We start from the raw sequence: 26,631 nt of genomic DNA, 5'->3' as shown, positions 1-26,631 counted from the left end.
GGGCTGCCCGTTTTCAATCCAGCCCCCGCGAATTCCCCGATTTCAGCACGATTTCGTGACGTATCGCATATCTGTAATTTCAAGCAATTTTTCCGGGCGAAATCCGACCAAAATGTTGAAAAAGGTCAATCCCTTGGCCTAGCCTCAGCGGATAACCGCAGGGGTGCCTTGCCGACAGCGCAAATCCGCTTCCCCGTAAGGGCCGCTTTGACTATACGAGGCGCGGGCCGTGGCTTGGCGCGAGTCGCGGTGTTTCTAAGAAATTTGGGATGGGACAGGCGTAATATGGTTGGTGGGATCTTCTCCTCGGACATGGCGATCGACCTCGGGACGGCGAACACGCTGGTCTATGTCAAAGGCAAGGGGATCGTGCTGAACGAACCCTCGGTGGTCGCCTATCACGTCAAGGACGGCAAGAAGCAGGTGCTGGCAGTCGGTGAAGACGCCAAGCTGATGCTCGGCCGCACCCCCGGCTCGATCGAAGCGATCCGCCCGATGCGCGACGGCGTCATCGCGGATTTCGACAGCGCCGAGGAAATGATCAAGCATTTCATCCGCAAGGTGCATAAGCGCTCGACCTTCTCGAAGCCGAAGATCATCGTCTGCGTCCCGCATGGCGCGACCCCGGTGGAGAAGCGCGCGATCCGTCAGTCGGTTCTCTCGGCAGGTGCGCGCCGCGCCGGCCTGATCGCAGAGCCGATCGCAGCGGCTATCGGTGCCGGCATGCCGATCACCGACCCCACGGGCTCGATGGTGGTCGATATCGGCGGCGGCACGACCGAGGTGGCCGTCCTCTCGCTCGGCGACATCGTCTATGCGCGCTCGGTGCGCGTGGGCGGCGACCGCATGGACGAGGCGATCATCTCCTACCTGCGCCGCAACCAGAACCTGCTCGTGGGCGAATCCACCGCAGAGCGGATCAAGACCACGATCGGCACCGCGCGGATGCCCGATGACGGGCGCGGCATGTCGCTCCATGTGCGCGGTCGCGACCTGCTGAACGGCGTGCCGAAAGAAACCGAAATCACGCAGGCGCAGGTCGCCGAGGCGCTGTCCGAGCCCGTCCAGTCGATCTGCGACGCGGTGATGCAGGCGCTGGAGACCACGCCGCCGGACCTCGCCGCCGACATCGTCGACCGTGGCGTGATGCTCACGGGGGGCGGTGCGCTGCTGGGCGAGCTGGATCTGGCCCTGCGCGAGCAGACGGGCCTCTCGATCTCGATCGCCGATCAGTCGCTCAACTGTGTTGCCCTCGGCACCGGCAAGGCGCTTGAATATGAAAAGCAGCTTCGCCACGTCATTGATTACGACAGCTGAGACGGGGCCGGGATCGCACCACGCCCGGCCAGTGATCTGACCGGAGACGGATTTGGCCAGAAATCGCGACGACCAAGACTATATCGGACCGCTGCGCCGACTGGGCGTTGCGGTTCTTGTCGTCGTGTTGCTCGCGCTCTTCCTCGTCTGGCGCATCGACAGCCCGCGGATGGAGCGGTTCCGCTCTGCCCTCGTGGATCGCTTCGTGCCCAGCTTCGATTGGGCGATGGCCCCGGTCACGAAACTGACCGACATGGTCGAGGGCTTCCAATCCTATTCCCGCATCTACGAGCAGAACCAGGAGTTGCGCCGCGAGCTGCAGCAGATGAAGGCGTGGAAGGAAGCCGCCGTTCAGCTGGAGCAGCAAAACGCGAAGCTTCTGGCGCAGAACAAGGTGCGGCTCGATCCGAAGCTGACCTCCGTGTCGGGGCGCGTGCTGGCCGATAGCGGCTCGCCCTTCCGCAAATCGGTGCTGCTGAATGTCGGCAAGCGCGACGGCATCGTCGATGGCTGGGCCACGATGGATGGGCTGGGCCTTGTGGGCCGGATCTCGGGCGTGGGCTCCTCGACTTCGCGGGTGCTGCTGCTGACCGACGCCTCGAGCCGCATCCCGGTCTCGATCCCGGCCTCGGGGCAGAACGCAATCCTCGCGGGCGACAACTCCCCCTACCCGTTCGTGGATTTCCTCGAACATCCCGACCGCGTGCGCCCGGGCGACCGCGTGATCTCCTCGGGCGATGGCGGCGTCTTCCCGGCGGGGCTGCTGGTCGGGCAGGTCTTCCAGGGCCGCGACAAGCGGCTGCGCGTACGCCTCGCCGCCGATTACGAACGGCTCGATTTCCTGCGCGTGCTGCGCTCGCATCCGGCCGAGCGGATCGAGAATGCCGGCGGGCTGATCGCGCCCGATCCGAAAGTCATCGAACAGGAAGCCGCCGAGAAGGCGCGCTCGGAGGCCGCCGAGGGCGCGCTCGAACCCGATGACGGGTCGGAGGACGGCAACGGGGGCAGCCAATGATCGACCCCATCACCCGCCGCCGCCTCAGCTACCGAACGCTCTTCGTGGTGATCGGCCTCGTGCTGATCTTCGTGCGCCTGATGCCGGTCGACCATTCGCCGGGCGGCCTGCCCGGCCCCGACCTGACCTTGGCCCTGACGCTCGCTTGGGTACTGCGGCGGCCCGAATACGCCCCGGCCCTGCTGATCGTTCTGGTCTTCCTGCTTGAAGACATCATGTTCTGGCGGCCCATCGGGCTTTGGGCGCTGATCGTCCTCGGCGCGACCGAATTCCTGCGCCGCCGCGAGCAAAGCCTGCGTGATCTGCCCTTCGCGCTGGAATGGGCATTGGTCGCGGGGCTGCTGATCGCTATGGTGGCGGTGAAGCGCATCGTCCTGCTGGTCACGATGGTCGATCAGCCGAGCCTCGGGCTGGAACTGTTCCAGATGCTGGTTACGCTGGCCGCCTACCCGGTGGTGGTGCTGGTGTCGCGGGTGGCCTTCGGGCTGCGTCGCGCGGCACCGGGCGAGGTCGACGCCTACGGACATCGAATGTGAGGGGGCCCAGAATGAGACGATCCCCGAAAGAGACCGAAGTCAGCACCCGCCGCATCACGCGACGCGGCTTGCTCTTGGGCGGCGCGCAGGCGGCGGTCGTGGCCGTGCTGGCGGCGCGGATGCGCAAGATGCAGCTCGAAGACGCCAAGCAATACCGGCTGCTGGCCGAGGGCAACTCGGTGAAGATCCGGCTGATCCCGCCAGCGCGCGGGCTGATCTTCGATCGCAACGGGGTCATGCTTGCGGGCAACGAGCAGAATTACCGTGTCACGATCACCCGCGAGGATACCGACGACGTAGATGCGACGCTGGCCGCGTTGCGCCGTCTGATCCCGATTACCGATGGCGATACGAAAGACATCCTGCACGACATCCGCCGTCGCCCGCCGACGACGCCGGTCACGGTGGCCGACCGCCTGACATGGGACGAGTTCTCGCGCGTCGCGGTGAACGGCCCCTCGCTGCCCGGTGTCAGCCCCGATGTCGGCCTGTCGCGCCTCTATCCGCGCCGCGAGGATTTCGGCCATGTGATCGGCTATGTCGGCCCGGTCTCGGATTACGACCTGAGCAAAATGGAAGATCCCGATCCGCTGCTGCTGATCCCGAAATTCCAGCTGGGCAAAACCGGGATCGAGGCCAAGGAGGAAAGCGTTCTGCGCGGCGCGGCCGGTCAGCGCCGCGTCGAGGTGAACTCCGCCGGGCGCGAGATGCGCGAGCTGTCGCGCGAACCCGGCCAGCCCGGCGAAAACCTTCAGCTGACGCTCGATTATCGTCTGCAGAACTACGCTCTGCAGCGGCTGGAAGAAGAATCCGCCGCAACCGTGGTGATGGATGTGACCAATGGCGACGTGCTCGCCTGCGCCTCCGCGCCGAGCTTCGACCCCAACCTTTTCGTGCGCGGGATTTCGGTCGCCGATTATCAGCGCCTCACGCAGGACGATCACCGCCCGCTGGCCGACAAGACCGTGCAGGGCCTCTACCCGCCGGGCTCGACCTACAAGATGGTCACCGCGCTCGCCGCGCTGGAGGCGGGGCTGGTGACGCCCGAGGAAACCATCTGGTGCCCCGGCTATGTCGAGATTGCGGGCCGCCGCTTCCACTGCTGGAAAGGCGCGGGCCATGGCCATGTGAACATGACCAAGAGCATGGAGCAGTCCTGCGACGTCTATTATTACGAGCTGTCGCAGCGCGTCGGCATCGACAAGATGAGCGACATGGCCAAGCGTCTGGGTATTGGCGTCCGGCCCGACCTGCCGATGTCGGCGGTGAAGGAAGGCGTGGCCCCCACCAAGGAGTGGAAGCGGGAGCGTTACGGCAAGGACTGGCTGATCGGCGACACCGCGAACGCGGCGATCGGTCAGGGCTATGTGCTGGCCTCGCCGATGCATCTCGCGATCATGGCGGCGCGCATCGCCAGCGGGAAAAAGGTCGAGCCGCGTCTGATCCGCGCCCGTGACGGGGTCGAGCAACCGATCCGCGTCACCGACGATCTGGGCGTCGAGAAGGTCTATCTCGACAGCGTGCGCAAGGGGATGACCGCGGTGGTGAACTCCTCGCGCGGCACCGCGCGCGGCTCGCGCATCGCGATGAAGGAATGGAAGATGGCGGGCAAGACCGGCACCTCCCAGGTCCGCAACATCACCAAGGCCGAACGTGCCCGCGGCGTGATCCGCAACGAGCAGCTTCCCTGGAACCGGCGCGACCACGCGCTCTTCGTGGCTTTCGCCCCCATCGACAATCCGCGCTACGCGGTCTCGGTCGTGGTCGAACACGGCTCGGGCGGCTCGACGGCCGCCGCCCCGATCGCGCGCGACGTGTTGCTGTTCGCGCTGGCGGGCGGCCTGCCCCCGGACGATGCCTACCCGTCCTTCGCCCGCGCGAAGGCCAAGGAGCTGAACGAAACGCTCGATCTGGTCGACCCCGACACCGTGCAGAAGCCGCAATCGAGGTCGCGCGCATGAGCTATCTCGAGAGCAATCTCAAGACCGTCCCGACGGGATGGCGCAAGATCTTCTATCTGAACTGGCCGCTGGTGATCTTGCTGACGGCGGTGGCCTGCGCGGGCTTCCTGATGCTCTACTCGGTCGCGGGCGGCAATATCCATACCTGGGCGGAGCCGCAGATGAAGCGTTTCGCGCTCGGTATGATCGCGATGTTCACCGTGGCCTTCATCCCGGTCTGGTTCTGGCGCAATGTCTCGGCGCTAGCCTATTTCGTGGCGCTTTTGCTTCTGGTGGCGGTGGAGTTCTTCGGCGCGATCGGCATGGGCGCACAGCGCTGGCTGGAGATCGGCCCGCTGCGCATTCAGCCCTCCGAGCTGATGAAGATCACCCTCGTGATGCTGCTGGCCGCCTATTACGACTGGCTGCCGGTCGAGAAGGTCTCGCGCCCGCTCTGGGTGTTCATCCCTGCGGTGATCATTCTTGCGCCCACCTTCCTCGTACTGGCCCAGCCCGACCTCGGCACCGCCGTAATGCTGGTGCTGGGCGGGGCCTTCGTGATGTTCGCAGCCGGGGTGTCGTTTTGGTATTTCGGCACCGTAATCGCGCTGGTCGTCGGGCTTGTCTTCGGCGTGATGGAAAGCCGCGGCACGGAGTACCAGCTGCTGCACGACTACCAGTACAAGCGTATCGACACTTTCCTCGATCCGGGCTCGGACCCGCTTGGCGCGGGCTACAACATCATGCAGGCGCAGATCGCGCTCGGCTCGGGCGGCTGGTCGGGGCGCGGCTTCATGCAGGGCACGCAAAGTCGCCTGAACTTCCTGCCCGAGAAGCACACGGACTTCATCTTCACCACGCTCGCCGAGGAGTTCGGCTTCGTCGGCGCCTTCTCCCTCCTGATGCTTTACACCGGCATCATCGGCTTTGCGCTTTATACCGCGATGGCAACGAAGGACCGCTTCGCCTCGCTGCTCAGTTTCGGGGTCGCCGGGACGTTCTTCTTCTTCTTCGCGATCAACATGGCGATGGTGATGGGGCTGATGCCTGTCGTGGGCGTCCCCTTGCCACTGGTGAGTTACGGGGGCACCGCCATGATGATCCTGCTCGCGGCCTTCGGGCTGGTGCAAAGCGCCCATGTCCATAGACCGAGGCAAAGATGATCCGCGTCCTTTTCGCCGACAAGCCCGAGAACTGGGCTCGTTACGAACGCCCGCTGACAGAGGCCATCGCAGCCACCGGCGTCGAGGCGCAGATCGTCCAGCCGGACGAGATCGACCCCGCGCAGATCGACTATGTCGTCTATTCGCCGCAGGGCCCGGTGCAGGATTTCACCGCCCTCACCTGCGCGAAAGCTGTGCTGAACCTCTGGGCCGGGGTCGAGCGCGTGGTGGGCAACCAGACCCTCACCCAGCCGCTGTGCCGGATGGTGGATGCGGGACTGGAGCGCGGCATGGTCGACTATGTGACCGGCCACGTGCTGCGCTATCACCTCGGGATCGACGCGACGCTGGCCCAGCAGGACGGTGTCTGGCGCCACGACGGGGGCGTGCCGCCGCTGGCGCGGGACCGCTCGGTGGTGATGCTGGGCTTGGGCGCTTTGGGCAAAGCCTGTGCCGAGGCGCTCGCGGGTCTGGGCTTCAAAGTCACCGGCTGGAGCCGGTCGCCGAAAGACATCCCCGGGATCACCTGCCTGAGCGGCGATGACGGTCTGGCGGAGGCGCTGTCGAAGGCGGAGATCCTCGTCTCGATCCTGCCCGACACGCCCGAGACCACCGAGCTTCTGAACGCGGACACGCTGGCGCAGATGCCGAAAGGCGCGCGGATCATCAATCCGGGTCGCGGCACGCTGATCGACGATGACGCTCTCTTGGCTGCGCTGGATCGCGGCCAGATCGGCCACGCGACGCTCGACGTGTTCCGCGTGGAGCCCCTGCCCCCCGAGCACGCCTATTGGGCGCATCCCCACGTGACGGTGACGCCCCATATCGCCGCCGAGAGCCGGGCAGAGACCGCCTCCGAGGTCATCGCCGAGAATATCCGGCGGGGCGAGGCAGGCGAGCCGTTCCTCTATCTCGTGGACCGGTCGCGGGGCTATTGAGCGGCGCAGGCCGGGGGTTTCACACCCCCGGACCCCCGTGGGATATTTCGACCAAGAGGAAGATCAGAGCGTTGGCGCGGGCAGTCCGAGCTGCTGCGCGAGACCCGTAAGTCGGCTTTCCTGCCCCGACCAATCGGCGGCGCGCGAAGCAAACAGCGTCGCCTGAGATTGGTGGATCAGCCCGTCCGAGAGGATCTTCAGATGGTTCGCGCGCAGCGTCTCGCCGCTCGAAGTGATGTCGGCCACGGCCTCGGCGGTGAGGTTCGCGATCGTGCCCTCGGTCGCGCCCTGACTGTCGACGAGCTGCCAGTCTGCCACGCCTTCGCGGGTCAGGAATTCGCGCACCAGCCGGTGGTATTTCGTGGCGATCCGCAGGCGGAAGCCGTGGGTGGCGCGGAAACGGTGGGCAGCGGCGTCGAGGTCTTCGAGGCTGTCCACATCCGACCAGCAGGCCGGCACCGCGATGATCAGATCGGCATGGCCGAAGCCCATCGGCGCGAGATCGGCGACCTGACTTTCCCAGTCGGCGAGCTTCTCACGCACGAGATCGGAACCGGTGACGCCCAGATGGATACGCCCCGCCGCCAGTTCGCGCGGGATTTCTCCGGCTGAGAGCAGCACGAGCTGCACGCCCTCGGCCCCTTCGACCGCGCCCGCATATTCGCGCTCCGACCCGGTGCGCTTGAGCGTGATACCCGCTTGCGCAAACCAGTCGAAGGTCTTCTCCATCAGACGCCCCTTGGAGGGCACGCCGAGTTTGATCATGGCCTCGCTCATGCTTGCGCCTCCAGATCGGCCATCAACCCTGCACGGATCACGCCGCCCACGGCGGGGATTTCGCGCCCCTGCCCCAGTTGCCGGGTCAGCGCGTCGTAGCGCCCGCCGCTCGCGACCGGCGGTAGTGCCGGATCGGCTGCGGTGAAGGTGAAGACGAAGCCGTCGTAATATTCCATCGTCGAGCGCCCGTGGCTCGCGTCGAAGGTGATCGCGGCGAGGTCGATGCCGCGCGTGGCGAGCGCGTCGAGACGCTTTTCGAGCCGCGCAATGGCCGGTTCGATGGCTTCAATGCCGAGCGCGCGCAGGGCGGCAGGCGCCTGATCTGCAGCACAGCGCAGCTCAGCCAGTTTGCCCATCGCGGCAACCGCATCGGTCGGGATCGGCGCAGCGGCAGCGTCGGCGGCGAGCGTGGCGATCCGCGCCTCCATCTCCTCGCGCGAGCGCAGCCCGATCCACGGCGCGCCGGAGCGCTGGCCGGTCAGCAGATCGGCGCGGGCTTTCGGCACCTCGACCTGCCCCGAATAGCGCGCAAGCAGATGCTGGAAGCGTTTGGGGCGCCAGATGTGACGCGCAAGCGCGGCCTTGCGTTCGGGCAGCGTGTCGAGCCCGTCCACGGCGGCGCGCAGCAGGCCCATATCGCCGATCGTGGCGGACAGGGTCAGCTTGGCAAGAAGCCCCGCGAACAGCGCGAAGACCTCAGCATCCGCGGCTTCGGGATCGGCGCGGTCGAAAATCTCGAACCCGGCCTGAAAATACTCATGGGCGCGTGCGGCGCCGCGATGATCCTGACGGCGGAACACCTCGCCCGCGTAAGCGTAGCGCGCAGGTTCGGCGCCATTGGCCATATGCTCCTGCACGACCGGCACGGTGAAGTCCGGGCGCAGCATCATCTCGCCGCGCAGCGGGTCGGCGGTGACATAGGCGCGGGCGCGAATATCCTCGCCATAGAGGTCGAGAAGCGCCTCGGCGGGTTGCAGGATGTCAGGCGTGACCTCGACCGCACCGGCGGCGAGGAATAGCTCCAGCAGACGGCCTGCCTGTCCCCGCGCTTGCGCCTTGTCCGCCATTACTCGGCCTCGTAGCGTGCAAGGATCTCTTGCACTTTTGCGACCATTTCCCCGGTCGGAACCTCGAATTGCGCCGGTTGGGATTTCCATTCTTCAACCGTCGCGTCCTGCGCGATCTTCGCACCAAGGATCAGGTCCTTGATCTGGACGACACCGCGTTCGGCCTCGTCCGAGCCTTGGATGATCGCCACGGGGCTTTCGCGTTTGTCGGCATATTTCAACTGGTTGCCGAAGTTCTTCGGGTTGCCCAGATAGACCTCGGCGCGCAGCCCTGCCCCGCGCAGCGTGGAGGCCAGCGCCATGTATTCGGCCATCCGGTCGCGATCCATCACGGTCACGACGACCGGGCCCTGCGCGGAGCCGCCGATGCGGCCCTTGGCGCGCAGCGCGGCCAGCAGGCGGTCGACGCCGATCGAGACGCCGGTGGCCGGAACGACCTGACCGGTGAAGCGCTTGACCAGATCGTCATAGCGCCCGCCGCCTGCGACCGAGCCGAATTGGCGCGGACGGCCCTTCTCGTCGGTGATCTCGAAGGTCAGCTCGGCCTCGAAAACCGGGCCGGTGTAATAGCCCAAACCGCGCACGACCGAGGGGTCGATCACGATGCGGTCGGGGCCGTAGCCCTGCGCGTCGAGAAGCGAGGCGATCTGCTCGAGTTCGTCCACGCCTTCCGCACCCAGCGCCGAGCCTTCGACCAACTCGCGCAGCCGCGCGACGGTGGCGGCGTTGTCTTCGCGCTTGGCTTCCATGAAGCCCATGACCGTATCGGCCTGTGCCTCGGACAGCCCCGCGCCCTTGGTGAAGTCGCCGGAGTCGTCCAGACGCCCCTCGCCCATCAGAAGGCGCACGCCCTCCTCGCCGAACTTGTCGAACTTGTCGATGGCGCGCAGGACGATGCCGCGCTCTTCTTCGAACTTGGTCGGATCGGCCGGGTCGAGAACGCCCGCGACTTCCATCACGCCGTTCAGAACCTTGCGGTTGTTCACCCGCACGACGTAGTCGCCGCGCGGAATGCCGACCGCCTCCAACGCGTCCGAAAGCATCCCGCAAATCTCGGCATCAGCGGCCACGTCGGGCGCGCCCACGGTATCGGCATCGCATTGATAGAACTGGCGGAACCGGCCCGGGCCGGGCTTTTCGTTGCGCCAGACGGGGCCCATCGTGAAGCGACGATAGGGCGTCGGCAGGTCGTTGCGATATTGCGCCGCGACCCGGGCCAGTGGCGCCGTCATGTCGTAGCGCAGCGCCAGCCACTTGCCGTCGTCTTCCTCCTGCCACGCGAAGACGCCCGCATTCGGGCGGTCCACATCGGGGAGGTATTTGCCTAGTGCCTCGACCGTCTCAATGGCCGAAGTTTCCAGCGCCTCGAAGCCATGCGTGCGATAGACCTCTGCGATCTTCGCCAACATATCGGCCCGCTCGGTCACCTCCGTCCCGAAATAATCACGGAAGCCCTTCGGGGCCTCTGCCTTGGGACGGGGCTGCTTTTTCTGTTTCGCCATCGGCTTGCACCTGATCTTATCTCGCGCGAGGGTGTAGCCCAAGGGGCTGGCCCCGGCAAGCAATAGGAACGGCAGATGCAGGAACGGCTGGAACGGGCGGAAGAACAGATCGCCTATCTGACGCAAACGGTGGACGAGCTGTCCGATGTCGCGGCCGCGCAGGCGCGTCAGATCGAGCGGCTGGAGCGTCATCTGGGCCTGCTGATGGAGCGCGAGGCCGAGCGCGAATATGACAGCGGCAGTGCGATCCCCCTGGCCGACCAGAAACCGCCGCACTGGTAATGGACGCGGCGCTCTGGGGGCTGAACGGTGTTTTCGTGAGTGCCCAAGCGCTCATCTACACCGCTTTGCTGATCTGGCCCCCGGGCATCGATCTTCGTTCGACACTCGACCGGTTCGAGCTGTGGCAGGGCAGCGGCATCCTTGCGATGCAGGTGTTCTTCGCCGTGCCGCTGATGTGCGGGCTGATCTGGCGGCTGCGCAGCCATCGACAGGCCATGATTTTGGTCTCAATGAGTTTTCTGGCAACCGCCGTGCTGGGCGCGGCGGCGTGGCTGGAGATGGGCATGATCTCCGGTGCGGTACGCGACGGGATCAACGAGCCCGATCTGCTGCGCGGCTTGGCGCTGCTGCGCTGGGGCGAGTTCGCCACCGCCCTTGCCGCCGCGATAACGCTGCGGCTGGCATGGGTGGCGCGCAGCCTGTGAGGCTCAGACCTCTTCGACCTCGCTCACCCCGCGCAAGGAGCGCAGCGCGCCTTTCACCTGTGCGTTGACCGGCGCCTCGGGCATCGCGGTGATCTGGTAGCGGCAGCCACGCTCATTGTCATAGACCATGAAGCTGATCGGACCGCGCGAATGGACCTTCCCTTCGCGGGCGACCCGCTCGACAAGGCTCGCGACCGAGGCGACCGCGTCATTGTTGTCGATATGCACCAGAAGCCCGGATGACCCCGCATCCGCCGTCGCCTTCTCCACAGTCTGGGCCGAAGTGGCGACCATACGCACCGACTCGCCATCCACCTCGACCTTCACGGTCAGCACCAGAAGGTTGCCGGTTTCCAGCACATCGCGGCAGGCCTCCAGCGCCTCCGACCAGAAGGCGACCTCATAGGGCCCCGACGCATCCGACAGCGCGACGAAGGCGAAGCGGTTGCCCTTGGCGGATTTCTTCTCGCGCACCGAGGCGACCTCGCCCGCGATCTTGGTCACGAAAGGACCGCCCACGGCCTTTTGCTGCACCTCTTCCCAGCTCAGCACTTTCTTACGCTTGAGCGCGGGCAGGTAATCCTCGATCGGGTGCCCCGAAAGGTAGAAGCCGATGGCCTTGTGTTCCTCGGCCAGGCGTTCCCCCGGCAGCCAGTCGTCGGTATCGGCCAGACGAGGCGGCGGCAGATCGTCGCCCGCCTCGCCGAACAGCGACACCTGCGCCGACTCGCGCGCCTCGATCACCGCGCCCGACCACGCCATCAGCGATTCCAGCGACTCGAAGACGCGCTTGCGGTTCGGGTCCAGAAGATCGAAGGCCCCTGCCCGCGCCAGCATCTCCAGCGGGCGCTTGCCCACCCGCTTCATGTCCACGCGCCGCGCGAAATCGAACAGATCCTTGAACGGTTCTTCGCCGCGTGCGGTCACGATCATTTGCATCGCGTCCGCGCCGACGTTCTTCAGCGCGCCCAGCGCATAGACCAGCTTCTGATCGACCACGTCGAAGGTCGAAAGCGAGCGGTTCACGCAAGGTGGAATGATCTCGATCCCGAGCTTCTTCTGCACCTCGTCGGCATAGATCGCGAGCTTGTCGGTCAGATGAATATCGCAATTCATCACACCGCCCATGAACTCGACCGCGTGGTTCGCCTTCAGCCAGCCGGTGTAATAGGACACCACCGCGTAGGCCGCCGCGTGCGATTTGTTGAAGCCGTAGTTCGCGAATTTCTCCAGGAGGTCGAACACCTCGGAGGCCTTCTTCTTGTCGACCCCGTTCTTGGCCGCGCCCGCCTCGAATTTCGGGCGCTCGGCGTCCATCGCCTCCTTGATCTTCTTACCCATCGCGCGACGGAGAAGGTCTGCGCCGCCAAGCGAGTAGCCCCCCATGACCTGCGCGATCTGCATCACCTGCTCCTGATAGACGATGATGCCCTGTGTCTCTTCAAGGATATGGTCGATGGTCGGGTGGACCGAGGTGATCTTCTTGAGCCCGTTCTTCACCTCACAATAGGTAGGGATGTTCTCCATCGGGCCGGGACGATACAGCGCCACCAGTGCGACGATGTCCTCGATACAGGTGGGCTTCATCTGGCGCAGGGCCGATTTCATGCCTTCCGATTCCACCTGGAACACGGCGACGGTTTTCGCATCGGCGTAGAGCTTGTAGGTCTTCTCGTCATCCAGCGGGATCGCGTTGATATGGTTTTCCGCACCCTCGGCAGGCTCGTAGAGCTGGTTGCCCGCGGCATCGACATGCAGCGGACGGCCCGATTTGAAGATCAGTTCCATCGCGGAGCGGATCACGGTCAGCGTCTTCAGGCCGAGGAAGTCGAACTTCACCAGACCCGCCTGCTCGACCCATTTCATGTTGAACTGGGTCGCGGGCATATCCGAGCGCGGATCCTGATAGAGCGGCACCAGCTCGTCGATCGGACGGTCCCCGATCACGACGCCCGCCGCGTGGGTCGAGGCGTTGCGCAGCAGCCCCTCGATCGCCTTCGCGTAATCGAGAAGCCGCGCCACGACCTCTTCGTTGCGAGCCGCCTCGCGCAGGCGCGGCTCGTCGGCCAGCGCCTTCTCGATGCTGACGGGCTTCACGCCCTCGACCGGGATCAGCTTCGAGAGCTTGTCGACCTGCCCGTAGGACATCTGCAAGACCCGGCCCACGTCGCGCACGGCTGCCTTGGACAGAAGCGCGCCGAAGGTGATGATCTGGCCCACCTTCTCGCGCCCGTATTTATTCTGAACATATTGGATCACCTCCTCGCGGCGATCCATGCAGAAGTCGATGTCGAAGTCCGGCATCGAGACACGTTCGGGGTTGAGGAAGCGTTCGAACAGCAGCGAATAGCGCAGCGGATCAAGGTCGGTGATGGTCAGCGCGTAAGCCACGAGCGAGCCCGCGCCCGAGCCCCGCCCCGGCCCGACCGGAATGTCGTGATCCTTGGCCCATTTGATGAAGTCGGCAACGATCAGGAAGTAGCCCGGGAAGCCCATCTGTTCGATGATGTCGAGCTCGAATTGCAGGCGTTTCTCGTAATCCTCGACCGGTGCTGCATGCGGGATCACGTCAAGACGGTTGCGCAACCCGTCCCAAGCCTGACGCCGCAGTTCCACCACCTCGTCATCTGCGAATTTCGGCAGGATCGGCGCGCGTTTATAGGTCGAGAAGGCGCAGCGTTTCGCGATCTCGACGGTGTTCTCCACCGCTTCGGGCAGATCGGCGAAGAGCGCAACCATTTCGCCTTCGGATTTGAAATAATGCTGCGGGGTCAGACGCCGGCGCGGCTCGATCTGATCGACATAGGCGCCTTCCGCGATACAGATCATCGCGTCATGGGCCTCGTAGATCGCGGGCTTCGGGAAATAGACGTCGTTCGTGGCGACCAACGGCAGACCCAGCTCATAGGCCCATTCGACGAAGGGCCGCTCGGTCGCGATCTCGGCCTCGGTCAGCGTGCCGCCCTCGCCCGGGTGGCGCTGCAATTCGACATAGAGCCGGCTCGGGAAGATCCCGGCAAGCTGTTGCAACAGCGCCTTGGCGCGGTCCTTCGCACCATTCCGGATCAGCCGCCCGACCGGGCCGTCGGGGCCGCCCGAAAGACAGATCAACCCTTCGGAATACCGCTCCAGCTCCTCAAGCGTGACCTGAATCAGCGCCCCGTGCTTGTCGAGATAGAGACACGAGTTCAGCTTCATCAGGTTCTCGTAGCCGCGCTCGGTCTGGGCCAGCAGAACGATCGGTGCGGGCAGGCGCGGACGTTCGCCCGGCTTGGCCGGATCGAATTCCAGCGAGACCTGACAGCCGACGATCGGCTGCAGCCCCGCCCCCGTCGCGGTCACGGAAAATTCGAGCGCCGCGAACATGTTGTTCGTGTCGGTCACGGCGACGGCGGGCATCTTCGCCGACTCGCACATCTTCACGAGTTTCTTGGCGGGCACGGCGCCTTCGAGCAGGGAATACTCGGTATGGACGCGCAGATGAATGAATCGAGGGCTGGTCATGCCACCAGATTTAGCGGGTCGGGCGCGTTGCAGAAAGCAGGAAAAACTTAGCGATCAGACTAACCATTGACTCGAATCGGCAATGCGCAAACAGTTAGCCACATGGCTAAGCATTTCGATACACAGGCACTCGACCGCTATTTCGCCGCCATGGCCGACCCGACCCGGCGCGCGGTGCTGGAGCGGCTGACGCAGGGGCCCGCTTCGGTCTCCGACCTGCACGCGCCGCACCAGATGGCGCTGCCTAGTTTTCTGCGCCACCTGCGGGTGCTGGAAGACGGCGGGCTGATCGTGACCGAGAAGCGCGGTCGCGTGCGCATGGCGAGGATCGAGGCGCTGCCGGTCCGCGCCGCCGAAGACTGGCTGGCCACCTTGCGCCGGCAATGGGAGGACCGCCTCGACCGGCTCGATACGCTGGCAGAGGCCTTGGAGCATGACACGAAGGGAGATGCGCAATGACAACCGAACTCGACCTGACTCTGACCCGGCGCGTGGCCGCCAGCCCCGCCACGGTCTATCGCTGCTGGACCGAACCAGAGTTGTTGAAACAGTTCTTCGCTCCGAGACCCGGCAAGACGGTCGACGCCAAGCTCGACGTCCGCCCAGGCGGCGCGTTCTACACGAAGATGGTCTTCGAAGAGTACGGCGAGATCGAATCCGAGGGCTGTTACCTGATCGTCGAACCGGCAAAGCGGCTCGTCTTCACCGATTGCCTAAGCGCCGATTTCCGTCCTTCGGCACAACCCTTTTTCACCGCAGATCTGAACTTCATCGAGACCGAGGAGGGCTGCGAATACAATGTCATCGCCCGGCATGGCAGCGCGGAAAGCGTCAAACGCCACGAGGAGATGGGCTTCCACGAAGGTTGGGGCACCGTCGCGGGGCAGATGGCCGAGATCGCTGAAGCCCTCGAGCGCGGCTGAACGCCCAATTCTTGATCACCGGATCAAGTTTCGAGCAACGCACCGCCGCGAATCCCTTGCCAAAGCCTGTCTGCATCGGCTTTGCTGGGCCGGTCCCGTTCTACGCCGCATCGAGGGGGACCGCAGGGACGACTGGTAAGGCGGCGGATTTTTCGTATGGAGATCACGTTTCTTCTCAATGGAGAAACCCGGACGGTGGCACTTACCGATCCGACGCAATCTGTGCTCGACTGGCTGCGCGCCGAGGGGCTGACCGGCACCAAGGAGGGCTGCAACGAGGGCGATTGCGGGGCCTGCTCGGTCATCGTGACCGACGCGGAGGGCGCCAAACCGCTCAATGCCTGCCTGATGATGATGCCCCATCTGCACGGCCGCGCGCTGCGCACCGTCGAGGGCGTCGCCGGGCCGAAGGGTGACTTGCACCCCGTTCAGCAGGCGATGGTCGATCATCACGGCTCGCAATGCGGCTTCTGCACGCCCGGTTTCATCGCGTCGATGGCGGCGGGGCATCTGAACGGGCGCCACGATCACGACGATCTGCTGGCGAGCAACCTGTGCCGCTGCACCGGATACGCGCCGATTATCCGTGCCGCCGAGGCGGCGCAGGATGCACCGGTGCCTGCATGGATGCACGACACGCTGCCCGATCTGGCAGAGGTCGCGCCTATAGCCGATCATGTCTTCCTGCCCGACAGCGCGGATGCACTGGCGGATTGGTATCTCGCCCATCCAGACGCCACGTTGATCGCCGGCGCGACCGATGTGGGGCTCTGGGTCACGAAGCAGCTGCGCGAGCTGAAAGAGGTCGCCTTCCTCAATAACTGCACGGATTTGCAGACCATAGAGGAAACCGACGACCGCTACATCGTCGGCGCGGGCGTCACCTTGGCCGCGTTGCGCGAGGCGATCCGCGACACGCTCCCGAGCTTTGCCGAATTGCTCCGCCGTTTCGCCTCCGAACAGGTGAGACAGGCGGCGACCATCGGCGGCAATATCGCGAACGGCTCGCCCATCGGCGACAGCCCGCCCGTCCTGATCGCGATGGGCGCGGAGCTGACGCTGCGCAAGGGCAAGGCGCGCCGCACGATTCCGCTGGAGAGCTTCTTCCTCGACTACGGCAAGCAGGACCGCGCGCCCGGCGAATTCGTCGAAAGCGTCAGCTTCCCGAAATCCGCGCCCGATCTGGCTTGCTACAAACTCTCGAAGCGGTTCGATCAGGACATTTCCGCCGTCTGCGGCGCGCTGAATATCCCGCGCGATGGCGACAAGATCGGCGCTCCGCGTATCGCCTTCGGCGGCATGGCGGGCACCCCGAAACGCGCCACGGCACTGGAGGGCGCGCTGGAAGGTCAACCCTTCACCGAAGAGGCGATCACGGCCGCCCTGCCCGCGTTGGAGCAGGACTTCACGCCGCTCACCGACATGCGCGCCTCGGATGCCTACCGGATGGAGGCCGCCAAGGCGATGCTGATCCGATACGTCCGCAATGCCCAAGGCACCCTCTCCATTCTGGAGGTACAACCATGAGCGTCGGCACCAAGAAACCCCACGATTCCGCGCAGTTGCACGTCACCGGCGCGGCGCGCTACGTCGATGACATCCCCTGCCCCGGCAACACGTTGCACCTCGCCTTCGGCCTCTCGACCGAGGCCCATGCCGAGATCGCCTCGCTCGATCTGAGTGCGGTGCGGAGCGCCCCGGGGGTGGTCGCCGTTCTGACCGCCGAGGATATGCCGTTCGCCAACAACGCCTCGCCCGCGCCCGAGCCCGAACCGGTTCTGGCCGAGGGCATCGTGCATTTCGTCGGCCAGCCGATCTTCTTGGTCGCGGCGACCAGCCATCATGCGGCGCGCAAGGCGGCACGGCTGGCGAAAATCGACTATGCGCCCCGCCCGGCGATCCTGACCGTCGAACAAGCGCTGGAGGCCAAAAGCCATTTCGAAGGCGGCCCGGTCACATGGGCGCGCGGCGATACCGGCGCGGGCTTCGCGCAGGCCGAGCATATCGTCGAAGGCAGCTTCGACATGGGCGGGCAGGAGCACTTCTACCTCGAAGGTCAGGCCGCCCTCGCGCTGCCCGACGATCAGGGGATGGTGATCCGCTGCTCCTCGCAGCACCCGTCCGAGGTCCAGCACAAGGTGGCCGACGCGCTCGGTTGCGCGATGCATGACGTCCGGGTGGAGATGCGCCGGATGGGCGGCGGCTTCGGCGGCAAGGAGAGCCAGGGCAATGCGCTTGCCATCGCCTGCGCGGTGGTGGCACGTGCCACCGGGCGGCCCTGCAAGATGCGTTACGACCGCGACGACGACATGGTCATCACCGGCAAGCGCCATGATTTCCGGATCAAGTATCGGCTCGGCGCGGATGCCGAGGGCAAGATCGTCGCGGCCGAGTTCACCCATCTCGCCCGCTGCGGCTGGTCGCCCGATCTCAGCCTGCCGGTCTGCGACCGCGCCATGCTGCATACCGACAGCTCTTATTACCTGCCGAATGTGAAGATCGAGAGCCACCGGCTGCGCACCAATACCCAAAGCGCGACGGCCTTCCGGGGCTTCGGCGGCCCGCAGGGCATGATCGGCACGGAAGCCGCGCTCGATCACCTCGCCCATGTGATGGGGATCGATCCGCTCGATCTGCGCAAGCGAAACTACTACGACCCCGAGGGCGGGCAGAGCACGCATTACGGCCAGCCGGTCGAGGATTTCATCCTGCCCGAAATCACCGAGCGTTTGGAGCAATCTGCCGAGTTCGCGGCGCGCAAGGCCCGCGTGGCTGAGTGGAACGCCGCCAATACGACCCTGAAGCGCGGCATCTCGCTGACGCCGGTGAAGTTCGGCATCTCCTTCACGCTGACCCAGCTGAACCAGGCGGGTGCGCTGGTGCATGTCTATGCCGACGGCTCGATCCAGCTGAACCACGGCGGGACCGAGATGGGTCAGGGCCTGCATCGCAAGGTTTGTCAGGTCGCGGCATCGGTCTTCGGCGTCACGGATGAGGATGTGCGCATCACCGCGACGGCCACCGACAAGGTGCCCAACACCTCCGCGACAGCGGCCTCCTCCGGGGCCGATCTGAACGGCATGGCGGTGAAGGCCGCGTGCGAGACGATCAAGGCGCGGCTGGCGGGTTTCATGGCCGAAAGCGCGGGCGCTGCGGTGGAAGACGTGACGTTTGCCGATGGCGAGGTGCGCGCGGACGATCATGCCCTGCCCTTCGCGAAGCTGGTGAAGCTCGCTTACGAGGCGCGGGTATCGCTGTCGTCGACGGGCTTCTACGCCACGCCGAAAATCAGCTGGGACCGGATCAAGGGTCAGGGCCGCCCGTTCTTCTACTTCGCCTATGGCGCGGCGGTGACCGAGGTGGTGATCGACACGCTGACCGGAGAGAACCGTATCCTGCGCACCGACATCCTGCATGATGCCGGCGCCTCGCTGAACCCGGCCATCGACATCGGGCAGATCGAGGGAGGCTACGTGCAGGGCGCGGGCTGGCTGACGACCGAGGAACTGGTCTGGGACGACAAGGGGCGTCTGCGCACCCATGCGCCTTCGACCTACAAGATCCCCGCCTGCTCGGACCGCCCGCGTGTGTTCAACGTGGCGCTCTGGGATGAACCGAACCGAGAGGACACGATCTATCGCTCCAAGGCGGTGGGCGAGCCGCCCTTCATGCTGGCGATCTCGGCCTTCCTCGCGCTGCAGGACGCGTGCAAATCCTGCGGCCCGAACTGGCCCGATCTGCAAGCGCCTGCCACGCCCGAGGCGGTTCTGGCTGCCGTGCACCGGGCAAGGGGGGACGCATGAGCCTCGATCCCGCAGCCCTCGCCCGCGCGGCAGACCGCGGAGCCTTCACCCGTGTCGTGGTCGCGCGCGCTCAAGGCTCCACCCCGCGCGAAGACGGGGCGGAGATGCTGGTCTGGGCGGATCATGTCGAAGGCACGATCGGCGGTGGCGCGCTGGAATTCTCCGCCATCGCGAAGGCGCGGGGCGGGCTGACGGGGATCGAGAAAATCCCGCTGGGCCCCGCGATGAACCAGTGCTGCGGCGGGGCCGTGGTGCTGGGCTACGAGCGGATGGACCGGACCACCGTTTCGCAGATCACGGGCGACTGGCACGCCCGTCCACTGACGCCGGGCACGCCCGAGCCGCTGGCCGTCACCCGTGCGTTGGCCCGCGCCCGCGATCGCGGCGAGACGCCGCCGCTGCTGGTCGAGACCTGGCTGATCGAGCGGGTCGCGCCGCCTGCCACGCCCGTCTGGGTCTGGGGCGCGGGCCATGTCGGGCGCGCGCTGATCGGGGCGCTGTCCCCCCTGCCCGGCCTTGCCCTGTCCTGGACCGATAGCGGGGCGGAGCGGTTTCCCGACATGATCCCCGAAGGCGTCACGCCACTGATCGCCGAGAACCCGGCCGATCTGATCTCCCTCGCGCGCACCGATGCCCGCCACTTCGTGCTGACCTATTCACATTCTCTCGATCTGGAGCTTTGTCACCGGCTGCTCGCCCATGGCTTCGGCGGGCTCGGCCTGATCGGGTCGGACAGCAAATGGGTCCGCTTCCGCAAGCGCCTCGCCGCGCTCGGGCATTCGGATGCACAAATTTCGCGCATTGCCTGCCCGATAGGCGATCCGACCTTGGGGAAGCATCCTCAAGCCATTGCCCTTGGGGTAGCGACCGGGCTAGTGAAAGAGCTGAACGCCGCGCAAGCGGCGACGGGGAAAGGGAAACGCGCCGGGTGACGGAGCTGCTCAAGATCGACGGGCTGACGAAAGCCTATCCTGGGGTCGTGGCCAATGACGGCGTCGGCTTCTCGGTGCGTCCGGGCGAGGTCCACGCCCTGCTGGGCGAAAACGGCGCCGGCAAATCGACGCTGGTGAAGATGATCTACGGGCTGGTGAAGCCCGATTCCGGCACGATGCACTTCGCGGGCCAATCCTTCGCGCCAGCCGATCCCCGCGCCGCGCGCGCTGCGGGCGTCGCGATGGTGTTCCAGCATTTCTCGCTTTTCGAGGCGCTTAACGTTGCCGAAAACGTGGCGCTCGGCATGGAAAACCCGCCGCCGATGCGCCAGCTCGCCAAGCGTATCCGCGAGATTTCCACTGCCTACGGCCTACCGCTGGACCCCGCGCGACTGGTCGGCGACCTCTCCGCGGGCGAGCGTCAGCGCGTCGAGATCGTGCGCTGCCTGCTGCAGGACCCGAAGCTTCTGATCATGGACGAGCCGACCTCGGTTCTAACGCCGCAAGAGGTCGAGATTCTGTTCCACACCCTGCGCAAGCTCTCCGCCGAGGGCACCGCAATCCTATATATCAGCCACAAGCTTGAAGAAATCCGCACGCTTTGCGAAGGCGCGACGATCCTGCGCGCGGGCAAGGTGGTGGCGAGCTGCAATCCGCGCGAGAAGACCGCGCGCGAGCTGGCCGAGCTGATGGTCGGCGCGGAGCTGAAAGTCACCGACCGGGCCGAGCGCAAGCTGGGCGACGTCGTTCTGAAAGTCTCGGGCCTTTCCCTCGCGCCGCTGTCGCAGTTCGGCCCCTCGCTGAAGGATCTGAGCCTGGAGCTGCGCGCGGGCGAGGTGCTGGGCATCGGCGGCGTCGCGGGCAACGGTCAGGAAGAATTGCTGGCGACCCTGTCGGGCGAGCGCCCCTCCGCCCCCGGCACGGTCAGCCTGATGGGCGAAGATATCTCCGGGCTCGGGCCGAACGGCCGCCGCGCGAAGGGGCTGCTGGCTGCGCCCGAAGAACGGCTGGGCCATGCCGCCGTCCCCGCGATGAGCCTGACCGAGAACGCGATCCTCACCGGCACGATGCGCAAACCGCTGACCCGTAACGGCTTTGTCGATCAGGGCGCGGCGAAGACCTTCGCCGACGAGATCATTCAGGCCTTCGACGTGCGCACGCCGGGTTCGCATGTCGCGGCCCGCGCGCTCTCGGGCGGGAACCTGCAGAAATACGTAATCGGCCGCGAGGTGCTGCAAAACCCCGCCGTGCTGGTGGTGAACCAGCCGACATGGGGCGTGGATGCCGCCGCCGCCGCGTCGATCCGGCAGGCGCTGCTGGACCTCGCGGCGAAAGGCGCTGCGGTGATAGCTATCAGCCAGGACCTTGATGAGCTTATGGAAATCTCCGACCGCTTCTCGGCGCTGAACGAAGGCCGACTGAGCGCCTCACGCCCGACCCAAGGGCTGACGATCGAAGAGATCGGCATGATGCTGGGCGGTGCGCACGGGATGCAGGAGGCCGCGGTATGATCACCCTCGTCCGGCGCCCCACCCCGTCGCAATTCTGGTCCTACGCGACGCCGCTCCTCGCCGTGATCGCCACGATGATCGCGGGCGGCATTCTCTTCGCGATACTGGGCAAACACCCGGTCGAGGCGATCCGCGTGATCTTCTGGGACCCGCTTTTCGGCGGCAATGCCAGCTATTTTCGTGGCCAGCTTCTGGTGAAGGCCGGGCCGCTGATCCTGATCGCCTGCGGGCTCGCCGTGGGCTTTCGCGCGGGCATCTGGAATATCGGCGCCGAAGGGCAATACATCATGGGCGCGCTGTTCTCGGCATGGCTGGCGCTGAAGATGTACCCGGCTGAGAGCCACTGGCTGTTCCCGGCGATGATCGTGCTGGGCGCTCTTGGCGGCTTTCTCTGGGCGATGATCCCGGCGGTGCTGAAGGTGCTGTTCGGCACCTCGGAAATTCTTGTCTCGCTGATGCTGGTCTATGTGGCCGAGAACCTGCTGGCCTATATGGCTTTCGGCCCGCTCAAGAACCCTGAAGGCTTCGGCTTCCCCGGCTCGCGCAACCTGCAAGACTACCCCTCGGCCTTCAATCACGAGCTGATCGAAGGCACGGGCATGCATTGGGGCGTCGTCGCGGCGCTGATCGCGGTGATCTTCACGTATGGGCTGATGCACCGCCATATCACCGGTTTCCGCATTCGTGTCGCGGGCGAGGCTCCGCGGGCTGCGCGCTTCGCGGGCGTGATCCCGGCGCGGCTGGTGATGCTCGGGCTTGGCATGGGCGGCGCCTTCGCGGGGCTTGCGGGCATGTTCGAAGTCTCGGGTCCCTCGGGTCAGATCACCGACAGTTTCAACGTGGGCTACGGCTTCACCGCGATCATCGTGGCCTTCCTTGGCCGCCTGCATCCGATCGGCATCCTGCTGGCGGGGCTCTTGATGGCGCTGACCTATATCGGGGGCGACATGGCGCAGTTGATGCTCGGCCTGCCCTCGGCGGCGATCCAGGTCTTCCAGGGGATGCTGCTGTTCTTCCTGCTGGCCTTCGACGTGCTGACCAATTTCCGCATCCGCTTCGGGAGGGTCGCGGCATGACGCAGAAACTCCCCTCGCTGCGCCTGATGATCATCTTTATTGGCGGCACCGTCATGGGGCTTGGCCTGTACTACCTGCTCGCGGTGGCGCAGGCGTTCTGGGCCTTCGTCGTGATCGGCGTGGTGATGATGGTGGTGTTCGAGCTGGCGCTGGGAGCCTCGCGGGCGGTGATCTACCGCATCGGCGCGCGCCCTGACAGCGAAGAGCCCCGCCGCCCCACCCTGCATGGACGCGAGCGTTACGCCTCGGTGGCCGGGCTCATCGTCGGCCTCGTCGGCGGCTATCTGGCCTGGGGGCCGGTTCTGTTCTGGGGACATGGAGGCGCACTATGATCGTGGGCGGCATCGATATCATCACCCTCACGGCGACGCTGATGGGCGCATCGACCCCGGTTCTGCTGGCCGCGACCGGCGAGCTGGTCGCCGAGAAATCGGGCGTGCTCAACCTCGGCGTCGAGGGGATGATGATCATGGGCGCGGTTGCAGGCTTCGCCGCCGCCGTCGCGACCGGCAGCCCGGTTCTGGGCTTCCTGATGGGCGCGATCGCCGGTGCTTTGCTGGCGACGCTTTTCGCCTTCCTGACGCAGAAGCTGCTGTCGAACCAGGTCGCGACGGGCCTTGCGCTGACGCTGTTCGGGCTGGGCCTGAGCGCGCTGATCGGCAAGGGCTACGAGGGCGTGCGCCCGCCGCCGACGGCCAAGATCGATTTCGGGCCGCTCTCGGATATTCCGGTGCTGGGCCGCATCCTGTTCTCGCATGACTGGATCGTCTATCTCTCGCTGATACTCGTCGCGGTGGTCTGGTACGTGCTGCGCTCCACCCGCGCCGGGCTGATCCTGCGCGCGGTGGGCGAGAGCCATGACGCCGCCCACGCGCTGGGATACCGCGTCGTCGCCGTGCGCTTTGCCGCACTGGCCTTCGGCGGGGCGCTGGCCGGTCTGGGCGGCGCCTATCTCAGCCTCGTGCGCGTCCCGCAATGGACCGAAGGCATGACCGCAGGCGCGGGCTGGATCGCACTCGCCATCGTGGTCTTCGCAAGCTGGCGCCCGTGGCGCGTGCTGCTGGGCGCTTATCTCTTCGGCGGCATCACCGCGCTGCAGCTGCAATTGCAGGCCGCAGGCTACGCGATCCCGGTGCATATCCTCTCGATGGCCCCTTACGTCATCACCATCGTGGTGCTGGTCATCTTATCCGCCATTCACCGCCACGGCGTGCAGGCCGCCCCTGCCAGCCTCGGCAAATCTTTCCACGCCTCGAGCTGAGGCATCTCTCGAAGGGCCCCATCAAGAGGCCCGCCACCCAACTTGGAGTAACGCGATGAACCGCAGATCCTTTTTGAAAACCACCGCCGCCACGGCCGTCGTCGCGGGCGTCGGCGTCCCGGCTTTCGCCGCTGACGAGCCGCTGAAAATCGGCTTCATCTATGTCGGCCCCGTCGGCGACATGGGCTGGTCCTACCAGCACGACCAAGGTCGTCAGGCGATCGAAGAGAAATACGGCGACAAGGTGAAGACCTCGTTCATCGAGAACGTGCCGGAAGGCCCCGATGCCGAGCGCGCGCTGACCCAGCTGGCGCTGGACGGCAACAAGCTGATCTTCGCGACCTCCTTCGGCTACATGGACGCGGTGATGAACGTCGCCAAAAAATTCCCCGACGTGAAATTCGAGCACGCCACCGGCTACAAGCTCGCGGACAACGTCGCCACCTACGACGCCAAGTTCTATCAGGGTCGCGCCATTCAGGGCACGATCGGCGGTCGCATGACCAAGACCAACAAGATCGGCTATATCGGTTCCTTCCCGATCCCCGAGGTCTATCAGGGCATCAACGCCGCCTATCTGGCCGCGAAGAAGGTGAACCCGGATATCGAGATGAAAGTGGTCTGGGCTTACACCTGGTTCGATCCGGCGAAAGAGGCCGACGCGGCCGCAGCCCTGATCGCCGATGGTGTGGACGTGCTGCTGCAGCACACCGACTCGACCGCGCCCCAGGCGAAAGCTCAGGAAGCCGGCAACGTCATCACCTTCGGTCAGGCCTCGGATATGTCGAGCTTCGCGCCGATGCCGCGCGTCGCGTCGACCATCGACAACTGGGCGCCCTATTACATCGAGCGCGTCGGTGCGGTCATGGACGGCGCCTGGAAGTCGGAAGCCACCTGGGGCGGCATCGACAGCGGCATGGTGGAGATCGGCGAGATTTCCTCGGCCGTGCCGGACGACGTCAAGACAGAGGCGCTGCAGCTCAAGGAAGATATCGGCTCGGGCAAGGTCCATCCCTTCACCGGTCCGCTGAACAAGCAGGACGGCACGGCCTTCCTCGCCGATGGCGAAATGGCGACCGACGATCAGCTTCACTCGATGACCTTCTACGTCGAGGGGATCACGGCAGAACCGCCGAAGTAAGTCAGTCCTACTGATGCGAATGGGAAAGGGTCGGCCACGCGCCGGCCCTTTTTCGTTGTTTCGCAAGTGTCTTTTCACTTCACGTTAGCGTCAGACTTGTTCCACAGGCTGATTCGTCGCAGGATTTGAAAGGCGGGTCTTCTTGACACATTCAAACAATTGCATCTATCGAGTTAGACGTGACAAGTTGATGACCGGGTAACGGGAGGGAACAAAATGGCACATATCGTGGTGCTCGGCGCAGGTCTTGGCGGCGCAATCATGGCTTATGAATTGCGTGACCAAGTCCGCAAGGAAGACGAAATCACCGTCATTACCAAGGACCCGAAGTACCACTTCGTGCCCTCGAACCCTTGGGTCGCCGTCGGCTGGCGCGACCGCAAGGACATCACCGTCGATCTCGAACCGACGATGAAGAAGAAGAACATCAAGTTCATCCCGGTCGCGGCAAAGCGCCTTCACCCCGATGACAACAAGGTCGAGCTGGAGGATGGCCGCGAGGTTTCCTACGATTACATCGTGCTCGCCACCGGCCCGGAACTCGCCTTCGACGAGATCGAAGGGCTCGGGCCCGACGGCTTCACCCACTCGGTCTGCCATGTCGATCACGCCGAGGATGCCGGCACCGCCTTCAAGCGCTTCTGCGAAGACCCCGGCCCGATCATCGTGGGCGCGGTGCAAGGCGCGTCGTGCTTCGGCCCAGCCTATGAATTCGCCTTCATCCTCGACACCGCGCTGCGCCGGGCGAAGATCCGCGATCAAGTGCCGATGACCTTCGTCACCTCCGAACCCTATGTCGGCCATCTCGGCCTCGATGGCGTCGGCGACACCAAGGGTCTTCTCGAAGGCGCGATGCGCGAGAAGCACATGAAGTGGATGACCTCTTCGCGCGTGAAGAAGGTCGAAGACGGCGTGATGCATGTCGAAGAGATCGCCGATGACGGCTCCGTCAAGGCGACCCATGAGATGCCGTTCAAATACTCGATGATGCTGCCGCCCTTCCGCGGCATCCCGGCGGTGATGGGGCTCGAAGGTCTCGTGAACCCGCGCGGTTTCGTCATCGTCGACAAGCACCAGCGCAACCCGAAATACCCGAATGTCTTCGGCATCGGCGTCGGGATCGCGATCCCGCCGATGGGCCCGACCCCGGTGCCCTGCGGCGTGCCGAAGACCGGCTTCATGATCGAGTCGATGGTCACCGCCACCGCGCATAACCTCGGCAATATCGTGCGCGGTCAGGAGCCCGACGAGACCGGCACCTGGAACGCGATCTGTCTGGCAGATTTCGGCGACAGCGGCATCGCCTTCGTGGCCCAGCCGCAGCTTCCGCCGCGCAACGTCAACTGGTCGAGCCAGGGCAAATGGGTCCACCTCGCCAAGATCGGTTTCGAGAAGTATTTCATGCGTAAACTGCGAAAGGGCACCTCGGAGCCGTTCTACGAGAAGACCGCGATGAAGATGCTAGGCATCGACAAGCTGAAAGCGGTCAAGAAGACCCACTGAGCCGAACCGGCACAG

Annotated in this window: 23 protein-coding genes; 19 read left to right on the top strand and 4 right to left on the bottom strand. The window is 65.3% G+C overall.

Annotated features, from left to right (window positions below; genetic code table 11):
* Nucleotides 1-285 precede the first annotated feature (285 nt).
* The 6 genes from ACZ7GB_RS07660 to ACZ7GB_RS07635 are packed head-to-tail and all read left to right on the top strand — an operon-like array spanning nucleotide 286 to nucleotide 6,909.
* On the top strand, nucleotides 286-1,317 hold the full coding sequence (locus ACZ7GB_RS07660) for a rod shape-determining protein (RefSeq protein WP_038064670.1): 1,032 nt from the start codon (nucleotides 286-288) through the stop codon (nucleotides 1,315-1,317).
* 52 nt (nucleotides 1,318-1,369) lie between these two features.
* A complete protein-coding gene (mreC, locus tag ACZ7GB_RS07655; RefSeq protein ID WP_078548201.1) occupies nucleotides 1,370-2,332 on the top strand; it encodes a rod shape-determining protein MreC in 963 nt (320 codons plus the stop codon).
* Nucleotides 2,329-2,868, top strand: a complete 540-nt coding sequence (locus tag ACZ7GB_RS07650; RefSeq protein ID WP_078520364.1) for a rod shape-determining protein MreD — start codon at nucleotides 2,329-2,331, stop codon at nucleotides 2,866-2,868. Before mreC ends, ACZ7GB_RS07650 begins: the two co-directional genes overlap by 4 nt.
* Before the next feature lie 11 nt (nucleotides 2,869-2,879).
* Entirely contained in the window at nucleotides 2,880-4,829 is a 1,950-nt protein-coding gene (gene mrdA, locus ACZ7GB_RS07645) for a penicillin-binding protein 2 (protein WP_078520365.1), read from the top strand.
* Nucleotides 4,826-5,971 (top strand): rod shape-determining protein RodA, encoded by a 1,146-nt coding sequence (gene rodA, locus ACZ7GB_RS07640; RefSeq protein WP_078520366.1) that lies wholly within the window; start codon nucleotides 4,826-4,828, stop codon nucleotides 5,969-5,971. Before mrdA ends, rodA begins: the two co-directional genes overlap by 4 nt.
* Nucleotides 5,968-6,909 carry a 2-hydroxyacid dehydrogenase gene (locus tag ACZ7GB_RS07635; protein WP_472158148.1) on the top strand — a complete coding sequence of 314 codons (942 nt, stop codon included), beginning with the start codon at nucleotides 5,968-5,970 and terminating at the stop codon, nucleotides 6,907-6,909. The genes rodA and ACZ7GB_RS07635 overlap by 4 nt, the downstream gene beginning before the upstream one ends.
* Before the next feature lie 63 nt (nucleotides 6,910-6,972).
* On the opposite strand, the gene hisG is transcribed toward ACZ7GB_RS07635, so the two are convergent.
* Genes hisG through hisS form a run of 3 tightly spaced genes read right to left on the bottom strand, consistent with a single transcriptional unit; the run spans nucleotide 6,973 to nucleotide 10,255 of the window.
* Nucleotides 6,973-7,674: an ATP phosphoribosyltransferase gene (hisG, locus tag ACZ7GB_RS07630; RefSeq protein ID WP_472158466.1), complete on the bottom strand. Its 702-nt coding sequence runs from the start codon at nucleotides 7,672-7,674 to the stop codon at nucleotides 6,973-6,975.
* 8 nt (nucleotides 7,675-7,682) lie between these two features.
* Nucleotides 7,683-8,753 carry an ATP phosphoribosyltransferase regulatory subunit gene (locus ACZ7GB_RS07625; RefSeq protein WP_472158147.1) on the bottom strand — a complete coding sequence of 357 codons (1,071 nt, stop codon included), beginning with the start codon at nucleotides 8,751-8,753 and terminating at the stop codon, nucleotides 7,683-7,685.
* The gene (gene hisS, locus ACZ7GB_RS07620; protein WP_472158146.1) at nucleotides 8,753-10,255 is read right to left on the bottom strand and encodes a histidine--tRNA ligase; all 1,503 of its coding nucleotides are present in this window, start codon (nucleotides 10,253-10,255) and stop codon (nucleotides 8,753-8,755) included. Before hisS ends, ACZ7GB_RS07625 begins: the two co-directional genes overlap by 1 nt.
* 75 nt (nucleotides 10,256-10,330) lie before the next feature.
* Here hisS and ACZ7GB_RS07615 point away from each other — a divergent pair, with 75 nt between their 5' ends.
* Nucleotides 10,331-10,537 (top strand): SlyX family protein, encoded by a 207-nt coding sequence (locus ACZ7GB_RS07615; RefSeq protein ID WP_078548211.1) that lies wholly within the window; start codon nucleotides 10,331-10,333, stop codon nucleotides 10,535-10,537.
* Nucleotides 10,537-10,962 carry a hypothetical protein gene (locus ACZ7GB_RS07610; protein ID WP_472158145.1) on the top strand — a complete coding sequence of 142 codons (426 nt, stop codon included), beginning with the start codon at nucleotides 10,537-10,539 and terminating at the stop codon, nucleotides 10,960-10,962. Before ACZ7GB_RS07615 ends, ACZ7GB_RS07610 begins: the two co-directional genes overlap by 1 nt.
* Before the next feature lie 3 nt (nucleotides 10,963-10,965).
* On the opposite strand, the gene dnaE is transcribed toward ACZ7GB_RS07610, so the two are convergent.
* Nucleotides 10,966-14,466 carry a DNA polymerase III subunit alpha gene (gene dnaE, locus ACZ7GB_RS07605; RefSeq protein WP_472158144.1) on the bottom strand — a complete coding sequence of 1,167 codons (3,501 nt, stop codon included), beginning with the start codon at nucleotides 14,464-14,466 and terminating at the stop codon, nucleotides 10,966-10,968.
* 102 nt (nucleotides 14,467-14,568) lie between these two features.
* Between dnaE and ACZ7GB_RS07600 the strand changes: the two genes are divergently transcribed.
* The 11 genes from ACZ7GB_RS07600 to ACZ7GB_RS07550 all read left to right on the top strand — a co-directional run bounded on the left by ACZ7GB_RS07600 (nucleotide 14,569) and on the right by ACZ7GB_RS07550 (nucleotide 26,616).
* Nucleotides 14,569-14,925 carry an ArsR/SmtB family transcription factor gene (locus tag ACZ7GB_RS07600; protein WP_078548217.1) on the top strand — a complete coding sequence of 119 codons (357 nt, stop codon included), beginning with the start codon at nucleotides 14,569-14,571 and terminating at the stop codon, nucleotides 14,923-14,925.
* Nucleotides 14,922-15,389 carry an SRPBCC family protein gene (locus ACZ7GB_RS07595; RefSeq protein ID WP_472158143.1) on the top strand — a complete coding sequence of 156 codons (468 nt, stop codon included), beginning with the start codon at nucleotides 14,922-14,924 and terminating at the stop codon, nucleotides 15,387-15,389. The genes ACZ7GB_RS07600 and ACZ7GB_RS07595 overlap by 4 nt, the downstream gene beginning before the upstream one ends.
* A 156-nt stretch (nucleotides 15,390-15,545) precedes the next feature.
* Complete coding sequence (xdhA, locus tag ACZ7GB_RS07590) at nucleotides 15,546-16,916, top strand: xanthine dehydrogenase small subunit (RefSeq protein WP_472158142.1); 1,371 nt, start codon at nucleotides 15,546-15,548, stop codon at nucleotides 16,914-16,916.
* Complete coding sequence (gene xdhB / locus ACZ7GB_RS07585) at nucleotides 16,913-19,192, top strand: xanthine dehydrogenase molybdopterin binding subunit (RefSeq protein ID WP_472158141.1); 2,280 nt, start codon at nucleotides 16,913-16,915, stop codon at nucleotides 19,190-19,192. The genes xdhA and xdhB overlap by 4 nt, the downstream gene beginning before the upstream one ends.
* Nucleotides 19,189-20,124, top strand: a complete 936-nt coding sequence (gene xdhC / locus ACZ7GB_RS07580; protein WP_472158140.1) for a xanthine dehydrogenase accessory protein XdhC — start codon at nucleotides 19,189-19,191, stop codon at nucleotides 20,122-20,124. The genes xdhB and xdhC overlap by 4 nt, the downstream gene beginning before the upstream one ends.
* Complete coding sequence (locus ACZ7GB_RS07575; protein WP_078541953.1) at nucleotides 20,121-21,635, top strand: ABC transporter ATP-binding protein; 1,515 nt, start codon at nucleotides 20,121-20,123, stop codon at nucleotides 21,633-21,635. The genes xdhC and ACZ7GB_RS07575 overlap by 4 nt, the downstream gene beginning before the upstream one ends.
* Nucleotides 21,632-22,711, top strand: a complete 1,080-nt coding sequence (locus ACZ7GB_RS07570) for an ABC transporter permease (protein WP_078520376.1) — start codon at nucleotides 21,632-21,634, stop codon at nucleotides 22,709-22,711. Before ACZ7GB_RS07575 ends, ACZ7GB_RS07570 begins: the two co-directional genes overlap by 4 nt.
* Nucleotides 22,708-23,043, top strand: a complete 336-nt coding sequence (locus ACZ7GB_RS07565) for a hypothetical protein (protein ID WP_472158139.1) — start codon at nucleotides 22,708-22,710, stop codon at nucleotides 23,041-23,043. Before ACZ7GB_RS07570 ends, ACZ7GB_RS07565 begins: the two co-directional genes overlap by 4 nt.
* Complete coding sequence (locus tag ACZ7GB_RS07560) at nucleotides 23,040-23,972, top strand: ABC transporter permease (protein WP_078520378.1); 933 nt, start codon at nucleotides 23,040-23,042, stop codon at nucleotides 23,970-23,972. The genes ACZ7GB_RS07565 and ACZ7GB_RS07560 overlap by 4 nt, the downstream gene beginning before the upstream one ends.
* Nucleotides 23,973-24,027: 55 nt before the next feature.
* Nucleotides 24,028-25,113: a BMP family ABC transporter substrate-binding protein gene (locus ACZ7GB_RS07555; protein WP_472158138.1), complete on the top strand. Its 1,086-nt coding sequence runs from the start codon at nucleotides 24,028-24,030 to the stop codon at nucleotides 25,111-25,113.
* 216 nt (nucleotides 25,114-25,329) lie between these two features.
* Nucleotides 25,330-26,616 (top strand): NAD(P)/FAD-dependent oxidoreductase, encoded by a 1,287-nt coding sequence (locus tag ACZ7GB_RS07550; protein ID WP_472158137.1) that lies wholly within the window; start codon nucleotides 25,330-25,332, stop codon nucleotides 26,614-26,616.
* The last annotated feature ends 15 nt before the right edge of the window (nucleotides 26,617-26,631 follow it).

This window comes from Thioclava sp. PTB-PU3-1 (assembly GCF_055666785.1).
Note: the sequence above shows the minus strand (reverse complement) of the source record. Positions and strands in the feature narration are given on the sequence as shown.

Bases quoted from the DNA above. Each gene is read 5' to 3' on its own strand.
- ACZ7GB_RS07610 (WP_472158145.1), top strand. From the start codon at position 10,537: ATGGACGCGGCGCTCTGGGGGCTGAACGGTGTTTTCGTGAGTGCCCAA.
- xdhA (WP_472158142.1), top strand. From the start codon at position 15,546: ATGGAGATCACGTTTCTTCTCAATGGAGAAACCCGGACGGTGGCACTT.
- ACZ7GB_RS07650 (WP_078520364.1), top strand. From the start codon at position 2,329: ATGATCGACCCCATCACCCGCCGCCGCCTCAGCTACCGAACGCTCTTC.
- ACZ7GB_RS07560 (WP_078520378.1), top strand. From the start codon at position 23,040: ATGATCGTGGGCGGCATCGATATCATCACCCTCACGGCGACGCTGATG.
- hisS (WP_472158146.1), bottom strand. From the start codon at position 10,255: ATGGCGAAACAGAAAAAGCAGCCCCGTCCCAAGGCAGAGGCCCCGAAG.
- xdhC (WP_472158140.1), top strand. From the start codon at position 19,189: ATGAGCCTCGATCCCGCAGCCCTCGCCCGCGCGGCAGACCGCGGAGCC.
- mrdA (WP_078520365.1), top strand. From the start codon at position 2,880: ATGAGACGATCCCCGAAAGAGACCGAAGTCAGCACCCGCCGCATCACG.
- ACZ7GB_RS07550 (WP_472158137.1), top strand. From the start codon at position 25,330: ATGGCACATATCGTGGTGCTCGGCGCAGGTCTTGGCGGCGCAATCATG.
- hisG (WP_472158466.1), bottom strand. From the start codon at position 7,674: ATGATCAAACTCGGCGTGCCCTCCAAGGGGCGTCTGATGGAGAAGACC.
- dnaE (WP_472158144.1), bottom strand. From the start codon at position 14,466: ATGACCAGCCCTCGATTCATTCATCTGCGCGTCCATACCGAGTATTCC.
- ACZ7GB_RS07600 (WP_078548217.1), top strand. From the start codon at position 14,569: ATGGCTAAGCATTTCGATACACAGGCACTCGACCGCTATTTCGCCGCC.
- ACZ7GB_RS07565 (WP_472158139.1), top strand. From the start codon at position 22,708: ATGACGCAGAAACTCCCCTCGCTGCGCCTGATGATCATCTTTATTGGC.
- ACZ7GB_RS07555 (WP_472158138.1), top strand. From the start codon at position 24,028: ATGAACCGCAGATCCTTTTTGAAAACCACCGCCGCCACGGCCGTCGTC.
- ACZ7GB_RS07570 (WP_078520376.1), top strand. From the start codon at position 21,632: ATGATCACCCTCGTCCGGCGCCCCACCCCGTCGCAATTCTGGTCCTAC.
- ACZ7GB_RS07615 (WP_078548211.1), top strand. From the start codon at position 10,331: ATGCAGGAACGGCTGGAACGGGCGGAAGAACAGATCGCCTATCTGACG.
- rodA (WP_078520366.1), top strand. From the start codon at position 4,826: ATGAGCTATCTCGAGAGCAATCTCAAGACCGTCCCGACGGGATGGCGC.
- ACZ7GB_RS07660 (WP_038064670.1), top strand. From the start codon at position 286: ATGGTTGGTGGGATCTTCTCCTCGGACATGGCGATCGACCTCGGGACG.
- xdhB (WP_472158141.1), top strand. From the start codon at position 16,913: ATGAGCGTCGGCACCAAGAAACCCCACGATTCCGCGCAGTTGCACGTC.
- ACZ7GB_RS07625 (WP_472158147.1), bottom strand. From the start codon at position 8,753: ATGGCGGACAAGGCGCAAGCGCGGGGACAGGCAGGCCGTCTGCTGGAG.
- ACZ7GB_RS07635 (WP_472158148.1), top strand. From the start codon at position 5,968: ATGATCCGCGTCCTTTTCGCCGACAAGCCCGAGAACTGGGCTCGTTAC.
- ACZ7GB_RS07595 (WP_472158143.1), top strand. From the start codon at position 14,922: ATGACAACCGAACTCGACCTGACTCTGACCCGGCGCGTGGCCGCCAGC.